Here is a 15,323-nt window from a genome sequence, read left to right as displayed (position 1 = left end):
TCGCGCAAGGAGCCTCCCCCGATGAAGTCGCCGTCTGCCGCCCTGCTCGATGCCGGCGCTGTCGCCCTGTCCAGCCTGTGCCTGCTGCACTGCCTGGCGCTGCCGCTGCTGGCCGCCGCGTTGCCGCTGTTCGGCGCGTGGGCCGAGGCGGAATGGGTGCACTTGCTGTTCGTGGCCATCGCCCTGCCGCTGACCGGCTACGCGCTGTGGCGGGCCGAGCGTCGCCGTCGCCTCCCCGTGCTGGCCTGGGCCACCGCCGGCGCCGGGCTCGGCCTGCTGCTGGCCGGCGCGCTTGCGCTGCCCTCGCACGACTGGGAAACACCGATGACGGTCACCGGCAGCCTGCTGCTGGCCGCCACGCACATCTGGAACGCGCGGCACCGCCACGGGGGGTAGAGTCGACTGTTAGTCGACTATCGCGCGAAGCGCGGGGTCTTTCGTTGGTTGTACGAAGAGCAGTCGACTGACAGTCGACTCTACCGCCCCTCGGCCTATTTGCCGTAGCGGCGCAGCAGCTCGACCAGCACCTCGGCCTCGGCCGCCCGCTGCTGCGGGTCTTCGGCGCCCACCACGTGTTCCTGCAGGTGCTCGTGCAGCAGCTCCATCAGCAGGCTGTGGGCGGCACCGCGCACGGCGGCAACCTGCACCAGCACGTCCGCACAGTCGCCGGCCTTACCCTCGGGCTGGTCCAGCGCCTGCTCCAACGCCGCCACCTGGCCGCCGATGCGGCGCACCCGGGTCAGCAGCTGCTTACGATTTTTGTGTACGTGCGCCATGGCGGGATCATATACCCTATGGGGGTATCCACTCCAGCTCCCGCCCCCATGCACTTGGACGCCCTCGCCGCCGCCCGTCGCCACGAACACCGCTTCGACGACGGCAACCCGCTGGCCGAACGCAATACCCGCCGCGCCCTGTGGCTCACCGTCAGCATGATGGTCGTGGAGATCGTCGGCGGCTGGTGGTTCAACTCCATGGCCGTGCTCGCCGACGGCTGGCACATGAGTTCGCATGCGCTGGCGCTCGGGCTCTCGGTGTTTGCGTACCGCTGCGCACGCCGCTACGCGCACGACCCGCGCTTCGCCTTCGGCACCTGGAAGATCGAGATTCTGGCCGGCTATACCAGCGCCATCGCTCTGCTCGGCGTGGCCGCGCTGATGGCCGTGCAGTCGCTGGAGCGGCTGTGGGTACCGGCGCCGATCCACTACAACGAAGCCATCGCCATCGCTGCGGTAGGCCTGGGCGTGAACCTGCTCTGTGCATGGTGGCTGCACGACAGCCCGGGCCACGCGCATCACCACCACGGGCATGACCATGGCCATCATCACGGGCATGACCACGAACACCACGATCACGGCCATGCGCACAGTCACGACCTCAACCTGCGCTCGGCCTATGTGCACGTGCTGGCCGACGCCGCCACCTCGGTGCTGGCCATCATCGCCCTGCTCGGCGGCAAGCTGCTGGGCCTGACCTGGCTGGACCCGGTGATGGGCCTGGTCGGCGCCGTGCTGGTCACGGTGTGGGCGGTGGGCCTGCTGCGCGACAGCGGCCGCATCCTGCTCGACGCGCAGATGGACGCTCCGGTGGTGGCCGAAGTACGCGAAGTGATCGAACAGGGCCCGTGGCCGGCGCGCCTGGCCGACCTGCACGTCTGGCAGGTGGGTCGCGGCAAGTACGCGGTCAGCGCCAGCGTGGTCACCAGCGACGCCACGCTGGATGCCGATACCCTGCGCAACGCGCTGGCGATCCATGAGGAGCTGGTGCATGTCACCGTGGAGATCCACCGCAGCACATGATCCACGCGGGTAGTGCCGGCCGCTGGCCGGCAACCTCATGGGCTCCGGAAACAATCCGGTGTTGCCGGCCAGCGGCCGGCACTACCGCTAGAGCTTCAGCATCATCCGCAGCAGGTACATCAGCAGCGGCAGCGCACTCAGCACCGCACCACCGATGCCGATCCACGGCCAACGCTCACCGCGCACGCGCGAAGCCACCGCCAGGCCGCCACCCACCAGCGCCGCGCCCAGCACGCCCACGCCCAATCCCGCAGCCATGCCATTGCCGCCTGCGGCTGCCGCCGCCTGCGCCGCCAATGTGCCGGCCCCCCAACCCACAGCGATCCCCAGCCAACTGGCCATGCCGCACCACGGTGCCTTGCCCTGCGCCCTCCGAAAACCCCTTTGTTCTTGCCGAATTTCTGTACGGGCGACGCCCGAGTGCCGCCTACACTAGCCGCACCTGCCCTGTAGGGACATCCCATGCGCATGCTCCGCCTGCTGCTGCCCGGTGCCGTCCTGCTGCTCACCGCCTGCAGTGGCGATGCCGGGCTTCCTTTCAGCGCCGATCCGTTGCAGGGCTGCTTCGCCACCGGCGCGCGCAAACCGGCCGACTTCCGCATCGACAGGGAAGGCGGCCAGTACTTCGTCTCCTTCAGCCGCGGCGACCAGTGGCAACGCGAGCCGAATGCCCTGCACAAGGCCACCCGCAGCGAGATCAGCCGCTACTTCCGCGATGACGCCGAGCAGATCGACAGCGCGTTGATCCGCATGGCGGGCGGCTTCGGCATCTTCCACTTCAACAAGGACGCGACATTGAAGGGCAAGGCCAGTGATAGTGACTACATGGCGCTGATGCTGATCGGTGCTGGGCCGGTGTATGCGGTGAAGTGCCCGTAAGACGCAATGATTCTGATGGCGACTCAGGGCACTATGGGCGCATCCTGTCTTCTTTGAGGAGCGATGCCAATGCTGCTGTTTCTGCTGCTTGCGGTAAGCGCGCCGAAGACCCAGGGTGCCTATGACGAAGTCCGGCAGCTGCCCGATGGCCAGATCCTGATAATGCGCACTCTGGATTGGGACCTCGGCGATGGCACGAAGGAGCGCGTCATCGTGCACTGGCTGCTGCAGGAGGACGGCCGCATGCGCTACGACTTCGATCGGCAGCCACCGCAAACCCAGGAGGCCCATCGTCGATCGTGCGCGCGGCAGGGCATGCAGCCGTCGCGTGGCGTCGGCATGATCGCGGGGGAAGGGACCACACACGGTTACAGCTGCACTAGCGCTAGCGTCGGGCCCACGCCCGACTCCTCCCTGCCTGCATCCACGCATGGCATGGACCTACTTTGACATCGGCTTGGCTCTACAACAGCTGCGGTACCATGCCCTCCCCCGAACCGCCCCGGTACCCGCCGTGCCCCATTACACCGGCCCCCTGCTGACCCGCGACAGCGCCGACACCCTGCGCCGTGCCCATGACAAGGGCGCCGCCGACTGGCAGGGCTCGCTCGACCTCGGCCGCAGCGAGGACAGCGTGGTGCTGGATGCCGACGGCTTCCGCTTCCGGGGCCAGCCCTACCCGTGGCCGGGCAAGCTGAAGGACCGCACGCTGTACTACTGGGATGGCGAGGACTTCGCGCCGATCTCGCGCTACAGCGGCTCGCTGATCAAGCTGGTGCCGACCGAATGGGGCGCACCGACCTTCGAGATCGACGGCATCAAGATGCTGCCGACCTCGAAGCTGTCGCCGTTCGAGGATGCACGCCGCAAGGTGGAGCTGGTCGCCCCGGCCGGCAAGGTCATCCTCGATACCTGCGGTGGCCTGGGCTACTTCGCCGCCTGTGCGCTGGAAGCCGGTGTCGGCCAGATCCGTTCGTTCGAGAAGAACGCCGATGTGATGTGGCTGCGCACGCTCAACCCGTGGTCGCCGGATCCAGACTCGGCTGCCGCCGGTGGCCGCCTGCAGTTCAGCCACGGTGACGTCTCGCAGCAGATCGAACAGGTGGCCAGCAACAGTGTCGATGCGATCCTGCACGACCCACCGCGCTTCGGCATCGCCGGCGAGCTGTACTCCCAGGTGTTCTATGACCACCTCGCCCGCGTCATCCGCAAGGGCGGCCGCCTGTTCCATTACACCGGCGCGCCGAACAAGCTGACCAGCGGCCGCGACGTGCCGCGTGAAGTGGCCAAGCGCCTGGAAAAGGCGGGTTTCAAGGCCGAACTGGCGCTGGACGGCGTGCTGGCCGTCAAGCGCTGAGCGTCACTCCGAGTCGACCTTGGCCAGCTTCATCACCCACGCCGGCACCTCGGGTTCGCCGGCGTAGAAGTCCTTCGGCTTGTTCTGCGCCATCGCCCAGCGGTGCAGCCAGCTCGGGCCATAGCGGCCGTTGTAGCCCTCGGCACCCCGCGCGTAGGCCGGGTCACGCATCGCCTCGTCCAATGAAATGAAGCGATAGCCGCGACGCTTCGTGGCCGCGACCAGTTCGGCAAAGGTCGCCGCGTTGAGCTCATTGGCGTGCATCAGCCACACCTGCGGCAGCGCGTACCCAAGTAGCGCCTGCGACTGCTTCTCGTAATAGTCCAGCTTGTTCAGCATGTACGGCACGTAGCCCTTGCGCAGCTGCGCCAGCGTCGCCGCGCGCGCGGGCGAATCCGCCTGCTCGTTCATCACGTTGGCATAGGCGAACGCCCACACCCACTCGCCGTTGTCCACCGTCACCGGCGCCACGCGGTAGCCAAGCTGCTTGAAGAACACGTCCATTTCCGCGCGGTCTTCCGGCGTGCGCCCCGCACGCAGATAGGGGTGACGCATCCACTGCGGCTTCAGCCCGCGCTCGGCCAGCAACGGCCGCAGCACCGTCTCGCCACGCAGGAAATCCCGCTGGAACGCAGGCACGCCCTTGGCGTTCAGGTCCATGTGCGAGTAGGTGTGATTGCCCAGCATGTAGCCGGCGTCCAGCCAGTCGCGCAGCATCTGCACCCGCGCCGGCTGCATCTGCCCGTCGATCTCAAGCTTGTTCTCGTTGACGAAGCCGACCACCGGCACGCCTGCCTCGCGCAGCTGGTCCATCAGCGCTTCATGCCGCGCCTGCAGGTCCGGCGGAACGATCTCATCCACCCGCGCCCAGGGCAGGTCGTCGATGGTCACCGCAATCCGGCGATCTACTTCAGCGGCGTGTACCGCCAACGAACAGAGCAGTAGCGGTACAGCGCGAAGCAACCAACGCATCAGCACTTCCTTGCAGGGGCGAAGTACGGACTTTAGCGTGATTGAGAACGCCTGGTCGGGCATGCAGCTGCTATGGGCTGGGCGACTGCACCTCCCGCTCGCGCACGATCGCCCGCCACAACATGAATCCTGCAGCCATCGCCATCAGCATCACTGCGACCAGCACCAGGGCCAGATCATCGGGATTGCGCAGCAGCGGGGCATGCTCGTGGGTGAGGATCTCGAACACCACCTCCTGCGCCTGTGCCAGCGGCAAACTGCCCAGTTCCATCAGGCAGGTTGTCGGCGCCAGCTTGGCCACACTGGTCCATGCCATGTCGTACAGATGCAATGCCCGCACCGCCAGCACCAGTAACGCGCCATGCAGCATCATCAAGACCCGGTTGGCCCGCCGCAGCCGTCCGGACAACCGCCCCAGCCGATAGACGCTGATCGACATCGCGCCCAGCAGCGCGAGCACCACGCCCGCCATCGGAATCCACTGCAACGGTTGCCACGGTGCAAGCGCAGTGGATCGCGCCAGCAGCTGTTCGGCCACCTGTATGCGTGCGGCCGCGTCGGGCCCACCGCATGCGTCATCCACCGGCTCCAGCAGCAGTCCCACACGGTAGTGGAAGAAGCCGGCTGCAAGGCCTACCGCCAGCAACGCCACCACCTGCAGCGCCAGCAGGATCGGGCCGGGACCACAGATGCGACAGAAGCGGGCAGCGGCAGAGACCATCGGTTCATCCATGACAACAAAGGACCATCCTAACCAAGCATCCTGTGCCTGTCGGCTGGCGTATACGACAACCACCGCGTGGTCCCGGTAGGATGTAGACGAGCATGGATGGTCGTCTGTAGAGGTGTTGTGGATGGTCACGCTGTATCTGTGGGTGCGAACCCTGCTCCCGCTGCTGGCGTTCGTGATCGCGTGGATGCTGCTCTCGCGCCTGATCCAGGCCCGCGTGGCGCGCCTTCCGCGCGTTCCCTTGAACCTGCCTGAGCACAGCAGCAGCCCGCGCAGGAAGGACCGGCGTATCTACGCGCGCAAGCTGCGGCGCAAACCGGGGCTGCGCAACGCGACTCGACCGGCCACCGCGCCGCGCAGCTGGATCCTGGCGGCGGTATTCGTTTCGCTGTGCGTATTGATCGCCGCCGTGCTGGCCGTACCAGATGGCGCGCGCTTCCAGGTCATGGTCGAGAGCCTCACCGGCTACCCAGCCACGATTGCGGAAATACATGTTCCCGCTGCCGGGCAGCCCCTCGTGCTGCAGGCGTGGCAGCCCGCACTGGCGCAGCTGTCACGGCCGGTAACAATGCGCTACCCGATCGGCCGCACCGGCGGCCAGCAGGACGCGCGTGCCACGCTACCGGTACAGGTGAGACATCAGGGTGATCGGCTGCAGGTGGCTACGGCCATGTCGGTGGATGCCGAGCTGCTGCGTGCGGAGCTTGCACGCCTGGCTGGGGTACCAGTTGAGGCCATCACCGTCCGCCAGAACAAGATCGCGCCCTGGATGGAACCCGGCTGGAAGCCGCTGGCCAAGCTGTAGAGCCGAGCCCACGCTCGGCTGCTTTTGCAGTAGATCCACGCATGCGTGGATGGATGCAGAGCGGAGTCGAGCATGGCTCAATTCTACAGATCACAGTCCGCGCGGCAGCTTGGCGGCCCACATGTTGTCCACCAGATTCGGATAGCGCCGCCCATTCTCTTCCGCCCGCTGCCGCGCCGCCTCCTTCTGTGCAGGCGACAGCGGCTGCGAGGTCTGGCCCTTGGGGTTGGGCTTCTTCCACGGTGGCATCTTCGGTTCGCGCATGGCCGCAGCTTACCGCTTCAGGAAGTTCAGCAGGGCAAGATTGAAGTGGTCGGCATGGCTGGTATTGCAGCCGTGCGGCGCGCCTTCAAGGATCACCACTTCGCTGCCCGCAATGGCCCGGTGCGTGCGCTGGCCAGAGCCTTCAAACGGAACGATGGCATCGCTGTCACCGTGCAGGATCAGGGTGGGCACTGTGATCTTCTTCAGATCATCGCGGAAGTCCGTGGTGGCAAACGCTTTCATGCAGCCCAGCGCTGCCGTCTGGTCGGACTGATGACACAGCGCGATCGCCGCCTGGCGCGCTTCCTCGGTGACCATCAGCTTGCCGTTGGCGCTGAAGAAATCGCGGGTGAAGCCGTCGAAGAACGCTTCGCGATCCTTCTTCAGACCACTGCGCATTTCGTCAGCCTTGTCCTGGGTCAGCGGGCCTTCCGGGTTGTCATCACTGCGCAGCAGGTACGGCGGCACGGCGGCAGCAAACACCACGCTGTGCAGGCGCTCCTGCCCGTGGTTGGCCACATAGCGCGCCACCTCACCGCCGCCCATCGAGAAGCCGACCAGGGTGACGTCGCGCAGGTCACGTTCCTCGATCAACCCCGCCAGGTCCGCCGCCAGCGTGTCGTAGTCATAACCTTCGGCCGGCTTGTCGGAGCGGCCGAAGCCACGCCGGTCGTAGCTGATCACCCGGTGTTGAGCGTCGCGCAGAATCGTCACCTGCGTCCTCCAGGCGTCGGCGGACAGCGGCCAGCCGTGGATCAGTATGACCGGGCGGCCGTGGCCCCCTGTGTCTTCAACGTGCAGGCGGATGCGGGAAGCAGGCATGGGCGCTCCTGTGGAAAGGGAGGCGTTCAGGCTAGTGGCCGTGCCCTGTGGCGGCCGTGAGGGAATCCCGGCCGCTCATGACATCGCCTGCACAGCCACGGCCCCGACGCTGGCGCCGGGCCGCCAATGCGGACGTTCACTCCGTGGAAGGGCCGTTTCGTCGGACGCCGGCTGCAGTGGCCCAAACGCCATGCGAGCCTGCGTGAACCCTCCCTGGAGCCTCACCATGCTGCTGCCCACCCTGCCCTTGCTGGCCGCCGGCCTCGTTGCCGCGCCAGCGCCCGCCGACTCCCTGCGCGAGCAGATCCACCAGGCCGACACCCAGCTGTTCGCCGCCGCCTTCGAGGCCTGCAATGCCGACAGGGCCGCCGCGATGACGACCGAGGACATGGAGTTCTTCCATGACAAGGACGGCAAGTCGGCCAGCAGCCGCGAGGACTTCCGTCGCAGCGTGGCCACCCTGTGCAGCAGCGCGCGCAAGGGTGGCTGGCAGCTGCGCCGCGAGCTGGTGGAATCTTCGCTGCAGGTCTTCCCGCTGCACGATGAGCGGGCGCTCGAAATCGGCAACCACCGCTTCCATGAACGCGGCAAGGATGGCGTGGAACGCTGGACCGGCCAGGCCCGCTTCATCCAGGTCTGGCGCCGCGTGGACGGGTGCTGGTTGGCCGAACGGGTGATCAGCTACGACCATCGGCCGGCGGACTGACCTTTCCGGCGCCCTTCACCGGCCGGATTTATACTGAAGGGGTTCACCCCGACCCACCGCTACCGTTCGATCGCCATGGCAGAACTCACCCCCAACCACCCCGACTACGGCCTCAACCAGCAGGTCCGCCAAGGCGTGGCCGCTCTGGATGCCCAGCATGGCCGTGCGTTCGACCAGACCAGCGAACGCCTGACCGCCAGCCTGACTGTGCTGGCCCGCGAGCAGGGCCTGCAGCAGGTCGACCATGTGCTGGTCAGCAACGCCACGGCCAACCATCCGGCAGGACACAACATCTTCGTGGTGCAGGGCGACCCGGCCAATCCGGCGCACCTGCGCGCGATGATGCCGACCGCGGTGGCGGCGCAGACGCCGGTGGAGCAGTCGATGCAGAAGCTGGGGTTGGCCCCGCAGCAGCCGGCCGTGGGGCTAGTGCCCGAACAGCAGGCCCGTGAGCAGGAGCAGCAGCAGAACCCGGCACACCGTCTGGGCTGAGCCGCCTCCAGCGTTACTGGCGGCCCAGCGCGAGTACGGCGGCTCGCCGTGGCGCTTGCTGCGCTAGGCCATGCGCGGACCGGACTGCTCCTGCACCTGGCGCTGCTGCAGCTCATCCTGCGTACGCACCTGTGCAGACTGCGACAGCTGCTCGGCACGCTCGAACGAAGTTTCTGCCGGTGTCTGCGCAGCCACCGCTGTTGGCATGCTGGCGCGCAGCTGTGCCGGATTGTTGCGCTCGCCCTGCACGATGAAGATGTTCTGCGCAGCGTCGGGCTGCGCGGTGCGATCGCTCAACAGCACATGGTCAACCTGGGTCAGGCCATTGGCTTTGGCCAGCGCGTACAGGCTGGCACTGATGTTCTCGCTGGTGGCATCGAAGGCACGGCCCCGCTCTGCATCGAGCCGGGCCACGCCCTGGTGGATCTGCGAGAGCAGCGGGTCGTTGCTGTGCCGGGCCAGAAGATCACCGCTTCGTTCGCCCATGCCCTCGGCATCACTCAGCATGTGTTGCTTGAGACTGCGCTCCGGCAGGGGATTGGTTTTCCTCTGGTTGAGCTCGCTGTCCGGAAACGGCGGATCAATGCTATCCACACCGTGGATGTTGCGCAGCGGTCGGAATGCGTCCTTGCCCGCCCCCTTGATGTCAAGAGGAATGCGAACATCCGGAAGAAGCTGGCCAGCGGGACCTCCCAACGCGTTCACGTCGATGCTGCTTTTCCGCTGGATGCCTGCGTGGTTCAAGGCTTCCCAGGTGAAGTCCACGCAGTTGTTGCGCACGTCCTTGTATTGAAGATCGAAGCCGTACTTATCCGGGTGCGCACCGAAGGCCTCAAGCTTTCTGTACTGTTGCTCGCTGATCTCGAGCGTGCGGCTGTAATGCGGGTTCCTGTACTCGACCGCATCGGTCTTCATGACCTCGCCCGGCCCGTTCATGCTTCCATGCTCCGTAGGCGCGAAGCCGAAACTCCGCGTGGTCTTGTCCGGCCCATGGAGCACGTAGAACATGTGTCCGGGCCCGGATGTCTGCGGAACCCCGTCCACAACTTTCTGTACACCTCTCTCGTCCACCAACGGCGTACCAGGTGCGGCAATGACTATTTCTACGGTGTAGCGCGGCTTATCCATAAGAAAAATCCTTCAGTTCCTTCCAGCAGTGGGATGACGTCTATTTTCCAGAGAGTGGGTCGGCATGAACCCGCAGCTGCGCCGGGTAATGCTGGAGCGCAGCGGTGGGCTGCACCGTGCGCACATCCAGGCGGTAGCGGGCACCCATTTCTATCGGCAGCGTGACGATGCTCAACCTGTATCGGCTGGCGTCCATCGATACCTGCTGCGCGTAACGCCAGTCTGCCGACTCATGCCATTCGGGGAGCGGCTCACCCAGATTGCGCGCCCGTGCCTGATAGACATCAGACGTTGCAACGTCCTGCCAGGCACCTGCGACCCAGCGCTGCAGGGACAGCTGAAAGGGAACATGAACATTGTCCATGTCAGGCTCACTGTCAGGCCCGGGTCCATGTCGCTGCAATTCAAGATCCAGAACATAGGGACGACCCGGATAGAAGTTGCGGGCATTCGTCTCGAACTCGAACCGCACCGCTTGGCCGGACCCGGCCACGTCGATCGGCTTGACCAGATCCAGCGGCTCCGGCGCATCCGGTACGCGGCTGCTACAGGCGCCGAGTGCGCCCGCCAGCGTGAAGATCAGGCCGGCGCGCAGCCAGCGGTGGATACCCAGCATGATTCAGATCCTTTGGCTCCCTGCCATAGGCCTCAACCCTAGCGGGTGACCAACGGCGTCGCAACCAGGCGATTGATTACTTTCCAGCGGTTCGGGCGGCATGGATCCGAAAACGGGCCGAGTAGCCCTGCAGTGCCTCTGTCCTCTGCACCGTGCGCACGTCCACGCGGTAGCGGGAGTCAATTTCCACTGGCAGAGCAACCAGGCTCATCGTGTACTGGCCATCACTGCCCATGTGCGGCGACGTATACCGCCATTCGCTGGATGCATGCCATTCCGGAAGCTGCTCACCGGCATTGAGCACCCCGGCTTGAAAGCTGTCGTAGGTGGGAACATCCTTCCAGGCATCAGCACGCCATTGCTGCAGGGTCACCTCGAACGGGATCCTCATTGTGCCCACGTCAGGCTCGTCGGGCTTTCGCGTCCCCTGGTGCTGCAACTCAAGCTCCAGCGCATAGGTGCGACCCGGGTGGAAGTTGCGGGCATTCGTCTCGAACTCGAACCGCACCGCCTGGCCGGACTCGGCCACGTTGATCGGCTTGACCAGATCCAGCAGCTCCAGCGCATCCGGTACGCGGCTGTTGCAGGCGCCAAGTACGCCCGCCAGCGTGAAGATCAGGCCGACGCGCAGCCAGCGGTGGATATCCAGCACGATTCAGATCCTTTGGCTCCCTGCCATGGGCTTCAACCCTAGCGGGTTGGCGCTGGGCACTGCAACCAGGCAAAGAAAAAGGCAGGGCCTGCACCCTGCCTTCTTCACGCGGCGCGTCGCCGGGCGGGACCCGGCGTCAGCGCATCACAGCTGGATGCGCGCCACGCTCTCGTCAGCGCCCTTGTCATCCTTCTCGCCGTTCTTGATGCTGACGAACAGCACGTTGTTCTTCGCATCCAGCGCCAGGCTGTTCGGGTGGGTCGGCACGGTGTAGGTGGCCACCTTCTGGTAGCTGTCACTGTTGTAGGCGGTCACCGTACCGGCTTCGCGGTTGGTCACGTACAGGCGCTTGCGCGGTGCATCCAGCAGGATGCCCAGCGGGCCGGCGTCGGTCGGAATGCTGGCCAGTTCCTTGCCGGTGCTGCGGTCCAGCACCAGCACGCGCTGGCCCGGGTGCTTGCTGACCAGGCCGCTGCTCTTGGCCTGGTAACCACGCAGGAATTCCGAGCCCTGGTCGGTCACGAACAGGCGCTTGCCGGCCGGATCCAGCGCGATGTTCATCGGCTGCTCGGCGGCGATCCTGTGCTGCGCCACTACCTTGTTCGAATCGGTGCCCACCACCACCAGGTCGGCCAGCAGGTTGCTGGTGTAGACGCGCTTGTTGGCCGCATCCAGCGCCAGGCCCGGCGCCTTGGCATTGCCCAGGCCGTCGATGGTGTTGATCACCTTCAGCGTGGTGGTATCGATCACGAACAGCACGCTGCTCACGTCCGGCTGGCTGCTGTGGCCGGTCACGTACAGGCGGTTGGTCGCGCTGTCGACCACCAGCTCGCGCAGGTCGTAGGTGTAGGCGGCCTTGCCGTCCTTGCCGGTCTTCTTCTCCATCAACTGGATGGTGCCCACGGCCTTGTTCTGCGCGGTGTCGACCACGGTCACCGACAGGTCCACGGTGTTGCCCACGTACAGGCGGTCGTGGGCGTCGTCCAGCACCACGCCGAACGCCTTGCGCTCCAGCGGGATGCGGGTTTCCACGGCCAGCGTGGCCGGGTTCAGGCGCAGCACCTGGGCCGGGCCGGCGTCATCGCCGAAGCCGCCGGAGGAGGCCACGAACACGGCGTTCTGCTTCGGGCTGTAGGCCAGCTCGTACAGGCCCTTGGCCACGGCCTGGCGCTGCACAGCGGCGGTGGCACTGGCGGCGGGAGCGTTGTCGGCGAAGGCCGAGGGCGCGCCGAGGCTGAGCGAAACGGCAACGGCCAGGGCGGCCGAGCGGAAGAGAGGATTACGGAACATGCGAGCGTCCTTGAATGGGCACGGGAGGGTGTCCTGGCTCGCTGGGCCGTACTGCGACGGCCCGCCCCGCATCTGTCTGCGCGGGGTGGGCTGGCTGGGGTTGCGGGGGAATGGTAGCAGGTGGGGGGCGTGACGTGCGCCGGCGCGGGCATGGCCGACGCTCGACCTCGATGCTGCGCCCGCGGCTATGCCATCCGTGGACCGTGGCTCTGCTGAAGCTGCTGCTCCTCCTGCAGGCGCTGCGCGTCTCGCTGCGGCTCGTTCTGCTGCAACTGCGCGACGCGATCGAACGAGGCCTCCACCGGTGCCTGCGCAGCCAAATCCGCCGGCATGCTGGCGCGCTGGTGTGCCGGGTCACTGCGGTCACCCTGCACGATGAACAGCTTCGGTGCGGTATCACCGCGCTGCTCGCCCAGCACCACTTCGTCCACGCGCGAGAATTGCTGCTCCTTCGACAGCGCGAGCAGGCTGGCACTGACATTGCCGTTGCGCGCACCGAAAGCGCCGAGGTCGGCCACCTGCTGGTGGATCTGGTTGAGGCGGGCATGATCGTCGTGCGCCGGGTCTGCGGGCGTGCCGCTTGCCGCGAGCACGCTGTTGCCGCGCCACTGCTCGCCGTTCTCGGTGAACATCCACTCGCGGAACGTCTGCTTCGGCATCGGGTTCCACTGCACCTTGTCCAGCTCGCTGCCCTTCACCTGCTGCGGAATGGCATTGACGGCGCGGATGTTGTCCAGGACCCTGGTAGCGCCCTCGTAGTTGGTGATCTCCCCGGCCAGCCCCACCGGGCGCAGCCCTGCGTGGTTCAGGGCACCCCACGCGAAATCGGTGCAGGCGTTGGAGAAGAAGTCGTAGTTCATGTCGAAGCCGTGTTTCTTCGGGTCTGCGGAGAACTCGAGGATGCGGTCGTACTGCTCCTTGCTGATCTCGATCGTGCGCTCGAAGCGGGGCTTGTCGTAGACCCACACGTCCATGTCATCGACTTTGCCCCTGTTCGGCTCGTCCTTGGTGCCTGCGTGGGTGAAACCCATGCTCTCCGGCAAGGGTTCACCCGAACGGCGCAGCGACAGGAACATGTGGCCCGCGAACGAGGGCTCCAGCAGAAACCTGTTCCCCTCAGCATCACGGCCGTAGCGCGGCGTGCCGGGGGCCGCCAGATGGATGGTTACGCTGTAGCGTTCGGCATCGTCCTTGTGCATGTCTACTTTCCTAGTGATTGGTAGCCAACGATCAGTTCTGCTTTCAGGCCATTCAGCTGGGGTCGATCCTCCACAAGGTCGACCCGCAGAACGTAGCGCCCGGGTGCAATGCCTCCGACCTGCGCCAACTGCAGCGTGCGATAGAGCACCTCTTCAGAGTACAACCCGGCCTCGGCCAAGCTGTTGATGTCCACGCTCCCCGTCGTCAGGTCTGTTACCACGCCATCCTCCCCGATTTTCTGAGAATCGCGTCCATCGCGAGTACGCTGCCAGAGCTGCACAGGACCAGGTGCACCGCCATCAATACGCTCCAGGCGCAGCCGCGTTGGCAGCCGTCCCAGCGTGATCTTCTCCGAAGCATCCAGCAGCCGTCGCGCATCGGTATCCTGCAGCCGCAACCCGATGTTCAGGATCGGAATGGCCGGCTTCTGGGGCGCCGGCAAATCAAACGTGACCTCGGCAATCCGACCGGCCTTCTGCAACTGCACGGCCCGCGTGAACGGCACAACCGTGCGCGCCTCGGCCTGTGCGCGCGTCAGCAGGGGCGGCGCAACCTCCGGCGCTGGTGACGCACGGCATGCCGCCAGCGCGCCCAGCACCGCCAGTACCACCAGCCCCCGCCGCAGTGGCAGCATCATTGCTCCTTCAACCGCAGCGAATCGGCCACATCGGTCTTGGCCGCCACCTCGGTGGCGATGCTGGCGCGGCGGTGCCCCGGGTCGTTGCGGTCCCCCTGCACGATGAAGATGCTCTCCGCCGCATGGCTGCTTTGGGTCGGCCTGCTGAGCAGCACGTGGTCCACGCGCGAGAGATTGTTCTGCTTGGCCAGCACCAGCAGGCTGGCGCTGATGCGCTGGCTGGCCGCATCGAACGGGCGGCCGTGCGCGGCATCCAGTTCGGCCACTTTCTGGATCAGCTGCGAGAACAGGCGATGGTCCGGATGTGAGGGGTCCAGCAGCGTGCCGGCCACTTCGATCGGCGTCGGTGGCGGTTCATCGATCGCGCGGTCGCCCTGGCGATGATGTTCGGCCTCGCGCTCGGGCATCGCGTGGTGGGTTTCGGCATTCAGATCGCTGCCCGGGAACGGCGCGGCAATGCACTGGATTTCCGGCAGGTTGAACAGCACCGCGAACTCGCCCAGGTTGCTGCTTCCGTCCAGCGGGGCCGGTAGCGGATGCAGGCCGGCGTAGTGCAGCGCCGCCCAGACGAAATCGCTGCAGCGGTTGATGGTGGCCGGGCGATCCACGTCGAATTCGAACTCGGCCGGTTCCTCGGCGAAATCACGCAGGCAGCCGTAATGCTCCTCAGTGATTTCCAGGGTGCGGCTGTAGTACGGGTCCAGATGTTCGTCGGCATCATCGTGGCGCACCTGCGCGTACTGCACGCCGGTGCGGGCTTCGCCCGGCGCGTGGCGCGGTGGTGCGAAGCCATAGCTGTGGGCCTCGTCGCCCGCAGCGACCTGCAGGTACATGTGGCCGCGCGGCGAGATGCCCCCACTCTTCAGCGGGGTGCCGGGGGCGGCCAGATAAAGGGTTACCGTGTAGCGTGTTGCCTGCTCCATGCCTGTTCAGCCTTGATGGGTGCTGCGGTCCTGGGCGGATGATGGCATAGG

The 15,323-nt window shown here is 66.1% G+C and carries 21 protein-coding genes; 8 read left to right on the top strand and 13 right to left on the bottom strand.

All coding sequences use genetic code 11. The features are described 5' to 3' along the window. Positions 1 to 21: 21 nt before the first annotated feature. Entirely contained in the window at positions 22 to 396 is a 375-nt protein-coding gene (locus tag AC5P8J_RS17260) for a MerC domain-containing protein (RefSeq protein WP_021204442.1), read from the top strand. Between the two features lie 95 nt (positions 397 to 491). Here AC5P8J_RS17260 and AC5P8J_RS17255 read toward each other — a convergent pair whose 3' ends face one another. Next, complete coding sequence (locus tag AC5P8J_RS17255; RefSeq protein WP_227853691.1) at positions 492 to 776, bottom strand: metal/formaldehyde-sensitive transcriptional repressor; 285 nt, start codon at positions 774 to 776, stop codon at positions 492 to 494. A gap of 48 nt (positions 777 to 824) precedes the next feature. Between AC5P8J_RS17255 and dmeF the strand changes: the two genes are divergently transcribed. Beyond that, positions 825 to 1,799: a CDF family Co(II)/Ni(II) efflux transporter DmeF gene (dmeF, locus tag AC5P8J_RS17250; RefSeq protein ID WP_021204444.1), complete on the top strand. Its 975-nt coding sequence runs from the start codon at positions 825 to 827 to the stop codon at positions 1,797 to 1,799. A gap of 87 nt (positions 1,800 to 1,886) precedes the next feature. On the opposite strand, the gene AC5P8J_RS17245 is transcribed toward dmeF, so the two are convergent. After that, a complete protein-coding gene (locus AC5P8J_RS17245; protein ID WP_227844382.1) occupies positions 1,887 to 2,141 on the bottom strand; it encodes a hypothetical protein in 255 nt (84 codons plus the stop codon). A 120-nt stretch (positions 2,142 to 2,261) separates the two neighbouring features. On the opposite strand from AC5P8J_RS17245, the gene AC5P8J_RS17240 reads away from it, so the two are divergent. The 3 genes from AC5P8J_RS17240 (at position 2,262) to AC5P8J_RS17230 (ending at position 4,035) form a co-directional block, all read left to right on the top strand. Further along, positions 2,262 to 2,678, top strand: coding sequence for a hypothetical protein (locus AC5P8J_RS17240; RefSeq protein ID WP_049459186.1), 417 nt, complete (start codon positions 2,262 to 2,264; stop codon positions 2,676 to 2,678). A gap of 69 nt (positions 2,679 to 2,747) precedes the next feature. After that, positions 2,748 to 3,128 carry a hypothetical protein gene (locus tag AC5P8J_RS17235; protein ID WP_227853692.1) on the top strand — a complete coding sequence of 127 codons (381 nt, stop codon included), beginning with the start codon at positions 2,748 to 2,750 and terminating at the stop codon, positions 3,126 to 3,128. Beyond that, entirely contained in the window at positions 3,109 to 4,035 is a 927-nt protein-coding gene (locus tag AC5P8J_RS17230; RefSeq protein WP_494540094.1) for a class I SAM-dependent methyltransferase, read from the top strand. Before AC5P8J_RS17235 ends, AC5P8J_RS17230 begins: the two co-directional genes overlap by 20 nt. 3 nt (positions 4,036 to 4,038) lie before the next feature. On the opposite strand, the gene AC5P8J_RS17225 is transcribed toward AC5P8J_RS17230, so the two are convergent. Together AC5P8J_RS17225 and AC5P8J_RS17220 are read right to left on the bottom strand one after the other, a co-directional pair. Next, entirely contained in the window at positions 4,039 to 5,007 is a 969-nt protein-coding gene (locus AC5P8J_RS17225; protein WP_134731148.1) for a polysaccharide deacetylase family protein, read from the bottom strand. A 70-nt stretch (positions 5,008 to 5,077) separates the two neighbouring features. Further along, positions 5,078 to 5,728 (bottom strand): hypothetical protein, encoded by a 651-nt coding sequence (locus AC5P8J_RS17220; protein ID WP_227853693.1) that lies wholly within the window; start codon positions 5,726 to 5,728, stop codon positions 5,078 to 5,080. Between the two features lie 133 nt (positions 5,729 to 5,861). Between AC5P8J_RS17220 and AC5P8J_RS17215 the strand changes: the two genes are divergently transcribed. Further along, positions 5,862 to 6,542: a hypothetical protein gene (locus AC5P8J_RS17215; protein WP_134731152.1), complete on the top strand. Its 681-nt coding sequence runs from the start codon at positions 5,862 to 5,864 to the stop codon at positions 6,540 to 6,542. Between the two features lie 90 nt (positions 6,543 to 6,632). Here the strand turns inward: AC5P8J_RS17215 and AC5P8J_RS17210 are convergent, their stop codons facing one another. Beyond that, complete coding sequence (locus AC5P8J_RS17210) at positions 6,633 to 6,806, bottom strand: hypothetical protein (protein WP_167692772.1); 174 nt, start codon at positions 6,804 to 6,806, stop codon at positions 6,633 to 6,635. Positions 6,807 to 6,815: 9 nt separating this feature from the next. Further along, a complete protein-coding gene (locus AC5P8J_RS17205) occupies positions 6,816 to 7,628 on the bottom strand; it encodes an alpha/beta fold hydrolase (protein ID WP_227853694.1) in 813 nt (270 codons plus the stop codon). A gap of 226 nt (positions 7,629 to 7,854) precedes the next feature. Here AC5P8J_RS17205 and AC5P8J_RS17200 point away from each other — a divergent pair, with 226 nt between their 5' ends. Both AC5P8J_RS17200 and AC5P8J_RS17195 read left to right on the top strand, forming a co-directional pair. Further along, entirely contained in the window at positions 7,855 to 8,334 is a 480-nt protein-coding gene (locus AC5P8J_RS17200; RefSeq protein ID WP_494540095.1) for a nuclear transport factor 2 family protein, read from the top strand. Positions 8,335 to 8,409: 75 nt separating this feature from the next. Further along, positions 8,410 to 8,826 (top strand): XVIPCD domain-containing protein, encoded by a 417-nt coding sequence (locus AC5P8J_RS17195; RefSeq protein ID WP_180877762.1) that lies wholly within the window; start codon positions 8,410 to 8,412, stop codon positions 8,824 to 8,826. A 63-nt stretch (positions 8,827 to 8,889) separates the two neighbouring features. Here the strand turns inward: AC5P8J_RS17195 and AC5P8J_RS17190 are convergent, their stop codons facing one another. From AC5P8J_RS17190 to AC5P8J_RS17160, 7 genes are all read right to left on the bottom strand, one after another. Then, positions 8,890 to 9,954, bottom strand: a complete 1,065-nt coding sequence (locus tag AC5P8J_RS17190) for an XVIPCD domain-containing protein (RefSeq protein WP_494540096.1) — start codon at positions 9,952 to 9,954, stop codon at positions 8,890 to 8,892. A gap of 40 nt (positions 9,955 to 9,994) precedes the next feature. After that, a complete protein-coding gene (locus tag AC5P8J_RS17185) occupies positions 9,995 to 10,570 on the bottom strand; it encodes a hypothetical protein (RefSeq protein WP_494540097.1) in 576 nt (191 codons plus the stop codon). 76 nt (positions 10,571 to 10,646) lie between these two features. After that, positions 10,647 to 11,222, bottom strand: coding sequence for a hypothetical protein (locus AC5P8J_RS17180; protein WP_494533700.1), 576 nt, complete (start codon positions 11,220 to 11,222; stop codon positions 10,647 to 10,649). 144 nt (positions 11,223 to 11,366) lie between these two features. After that, on the bottom strand, positions 11,367 to 12,512 hold the full coding sequence (locus tag AC5P8J_RS17175; protein ID WP_495216996.1) for a YncE family protein: 1,146 nt from the start codon (positions 12,510 to 12,512) through the stop codon (positions 11,367 to 11,369). Between the two features lie 185 nt (positions 12,513 to 12,697). Then, complete coding sequence (locus AC5P8J_RS17170) at positions 12,698 to 13,711, bottom strand: XVIPCD domain-containing protein (protein WP_308305881.1); 1,014 nt, start codon at positions 13,709 to 13,711, stop codon at positions 12,698 to 12,700. Positions 13,712 to 13,713: 2 nt separating this feature from the next. Beyond that, entirely contained in the window at positions 13,714 to 14,349 is a 636-nt protein-coding gene (locus tag AC5P8J_RS17165) for a hypothetical protein (RefSeq protein WP_494533702.1), read from the bottom strand. Then, a complete protein-coding gene (locus AC5P8J_RS17160; protein WP_019660867.1) occupies positions 14,346 to 15,272 on the bottom strand; it encodes an XVIPCD domain-containing protein in 927 nt (308 codons plus the stop codon). Before AC5P8J_RS17160 ends, AC5P8J_RS17165 begins: the two co-directional genes overlap by 4 nt. Between the last annotated feature and the right edge of the window lie 51 nt (positions 15,273 to 15,323).

This window comes from Stenotrophomonas sp. YJH_SMC_37 (assembly GCF_059370035.1).
Note: the sequence above shows the minus strand (reverse complement) of the source record. Positions and strands in the feature narration are given on the sequence as shown.

Excerpts from the sequence above, each read along its gene's own strand:
- AC5P8J_RS17260 (WP_021204442.1), top strand. The coding sequence starts at position 22 with ATGAAGTCGCCGTCTGCCGCCCTGCTCGATGCCGGCGCTGTCGCCCTG.
- AC5P8J_RS17255 (WP_227853691.1), bottom strand. The coding sequence starts at position 776 with ATGGCGCACGTACACAAAAATCGTAAGCAGCTGCTGACCCGGGTGCGC.
- dmeF (WP_021204444.1), top strand. The coding sequence starts at position 825 with ATGCACTTGGACGCCCTCGCCGCCGCCCGTCGCCACGAACACCGCTTC.
- AC5P8J_RS17245 (WP_227844382.1), bottom strand. The coding sequence starts at position 2,141 with ATGGCCAGTTGGCTGGGGATCGCTGTGGGTTGGGGGGCCGGCACATTG.
- AC5P8J_RS17240 (WP_049459186.1), top strand. The coding sequence starts at position 2,262 with ATGCGCATGCTCCGCCTGCTGCTGCCCGGTGCCGTCCTGCTGCTCACC.
- AC5P8J_RS17235 (WP_227853692.1), top strand. The coding sequence starts at position 2,748 with ATGCTGCTGTTTCTGCTGCTTGCGGTAAGCGCGCCGAAGACCCAGGGT.
- AC5P8J_RS17230 (WP_494540094.1), top strand. The coding sequence starts at position 3,109 with ATGGCATGGACCTACTTTGACATCGGCTTGGCTCTACAACAGCTGCGG.
- AC5P8J_RS17225 (WP_134731148.1), bottom strand. The coding sequence starts at position 5,007 with ATGCGTTGGTTGCTTCGCGCTGTACCGCTACTGCTCTGTTCGTTGGCG.
- AC5P8J_RS17220 (WP_227853693.1), bottom strand. The coding sequence starts at position 5,728 with ATGGTCTCTGCCGCTGCCCGCTTCTGTCGCATCTGTGGTCCCGGCCCG.
- AC5P8J_RS17215 (WP_134731152.1), top strand. The coding sequence starts at position 5,862 with ATGGTCACGCTGTATCTGTGGGTGCGAACCCTGCTCCCGCTGCTGGCG.
- AC5P8J_RS17210 (WP_167692772.1), bottom strand. The coding sequence starts at position 6,806 with ATGCGCGAACCGAAGATGCCACCGTGGAAGAAGCCCAACCCCAAGGGC.
- AC5P8J_RS17205 (WP_227853694.1), bottom strand. The coding sequence starts at position 7,628 with ATGCCTGCTTCCCGCATCCGCCTGCACGTTGAAGACACAGGGGGCCAC.
- AC5P8J_RS17200 (WP_494540095.1), top strand. The coding sequence starts at position 7,855 with ATGCTGCTGCCCACCCTGCCCTTGCTGGCCGCCGGCCTCGTTGCCGCG.
- AC5P8J_RS17195 (WP_180877762.1), top strand. The coding sequence starts at position 8,410 with ATGGCAGAACTCACCCCCAACCACCCCGACTACGGCCTCAACCAGCAG.
- AC5P8J_RS17190 (WP_494540096.1), bottom strand. The coding sequence starts at position 9,954 with ATGGATAAGCCGCGCTACACCGTAGAAATAGTCATTGCCGCACCTGGT.
- AC5P8J_RS17185 (WP_494540097.1), bottom strand. The coding sequence starts at position 10,570 with ATGCTGGGTATCCACCGCTGGCTGCGCGCCGGCCTGATCTTCACGCTG.
- AC5P8J_RS17175 (WP_495216996.1), bottom strand. The coding sequence starts at position 12,512 with ATGTTCCGTAATCCTCTCTTCCGCTCGGCCGCCCTGGCCGTTGCCGTT.
- AC5P8J_RS17170 (WP_308305881.1), bottom strand. The coding sequence starts at position 13,711 with ATGCACAAGGACGATGCCGAACGCTACAGCGTAACCATCCATCTGGCG.
- AC5P8J_RS17165 (WP_494533702.1), bottom strand. The coding sequence starts at position 14,349 with ATGATGCTGCCACTGCGGCGGGGGCTGGTGGTACTGGCGGTGCTGGGC.
- AC5P8J_RS17160 (WP_019660867.1), bottom strand. The coding sequence starts at position 15,272 with ATGGAGCAGGCAACACGCTACACGGTAACCCTTTATCTGGCCGCCCCC.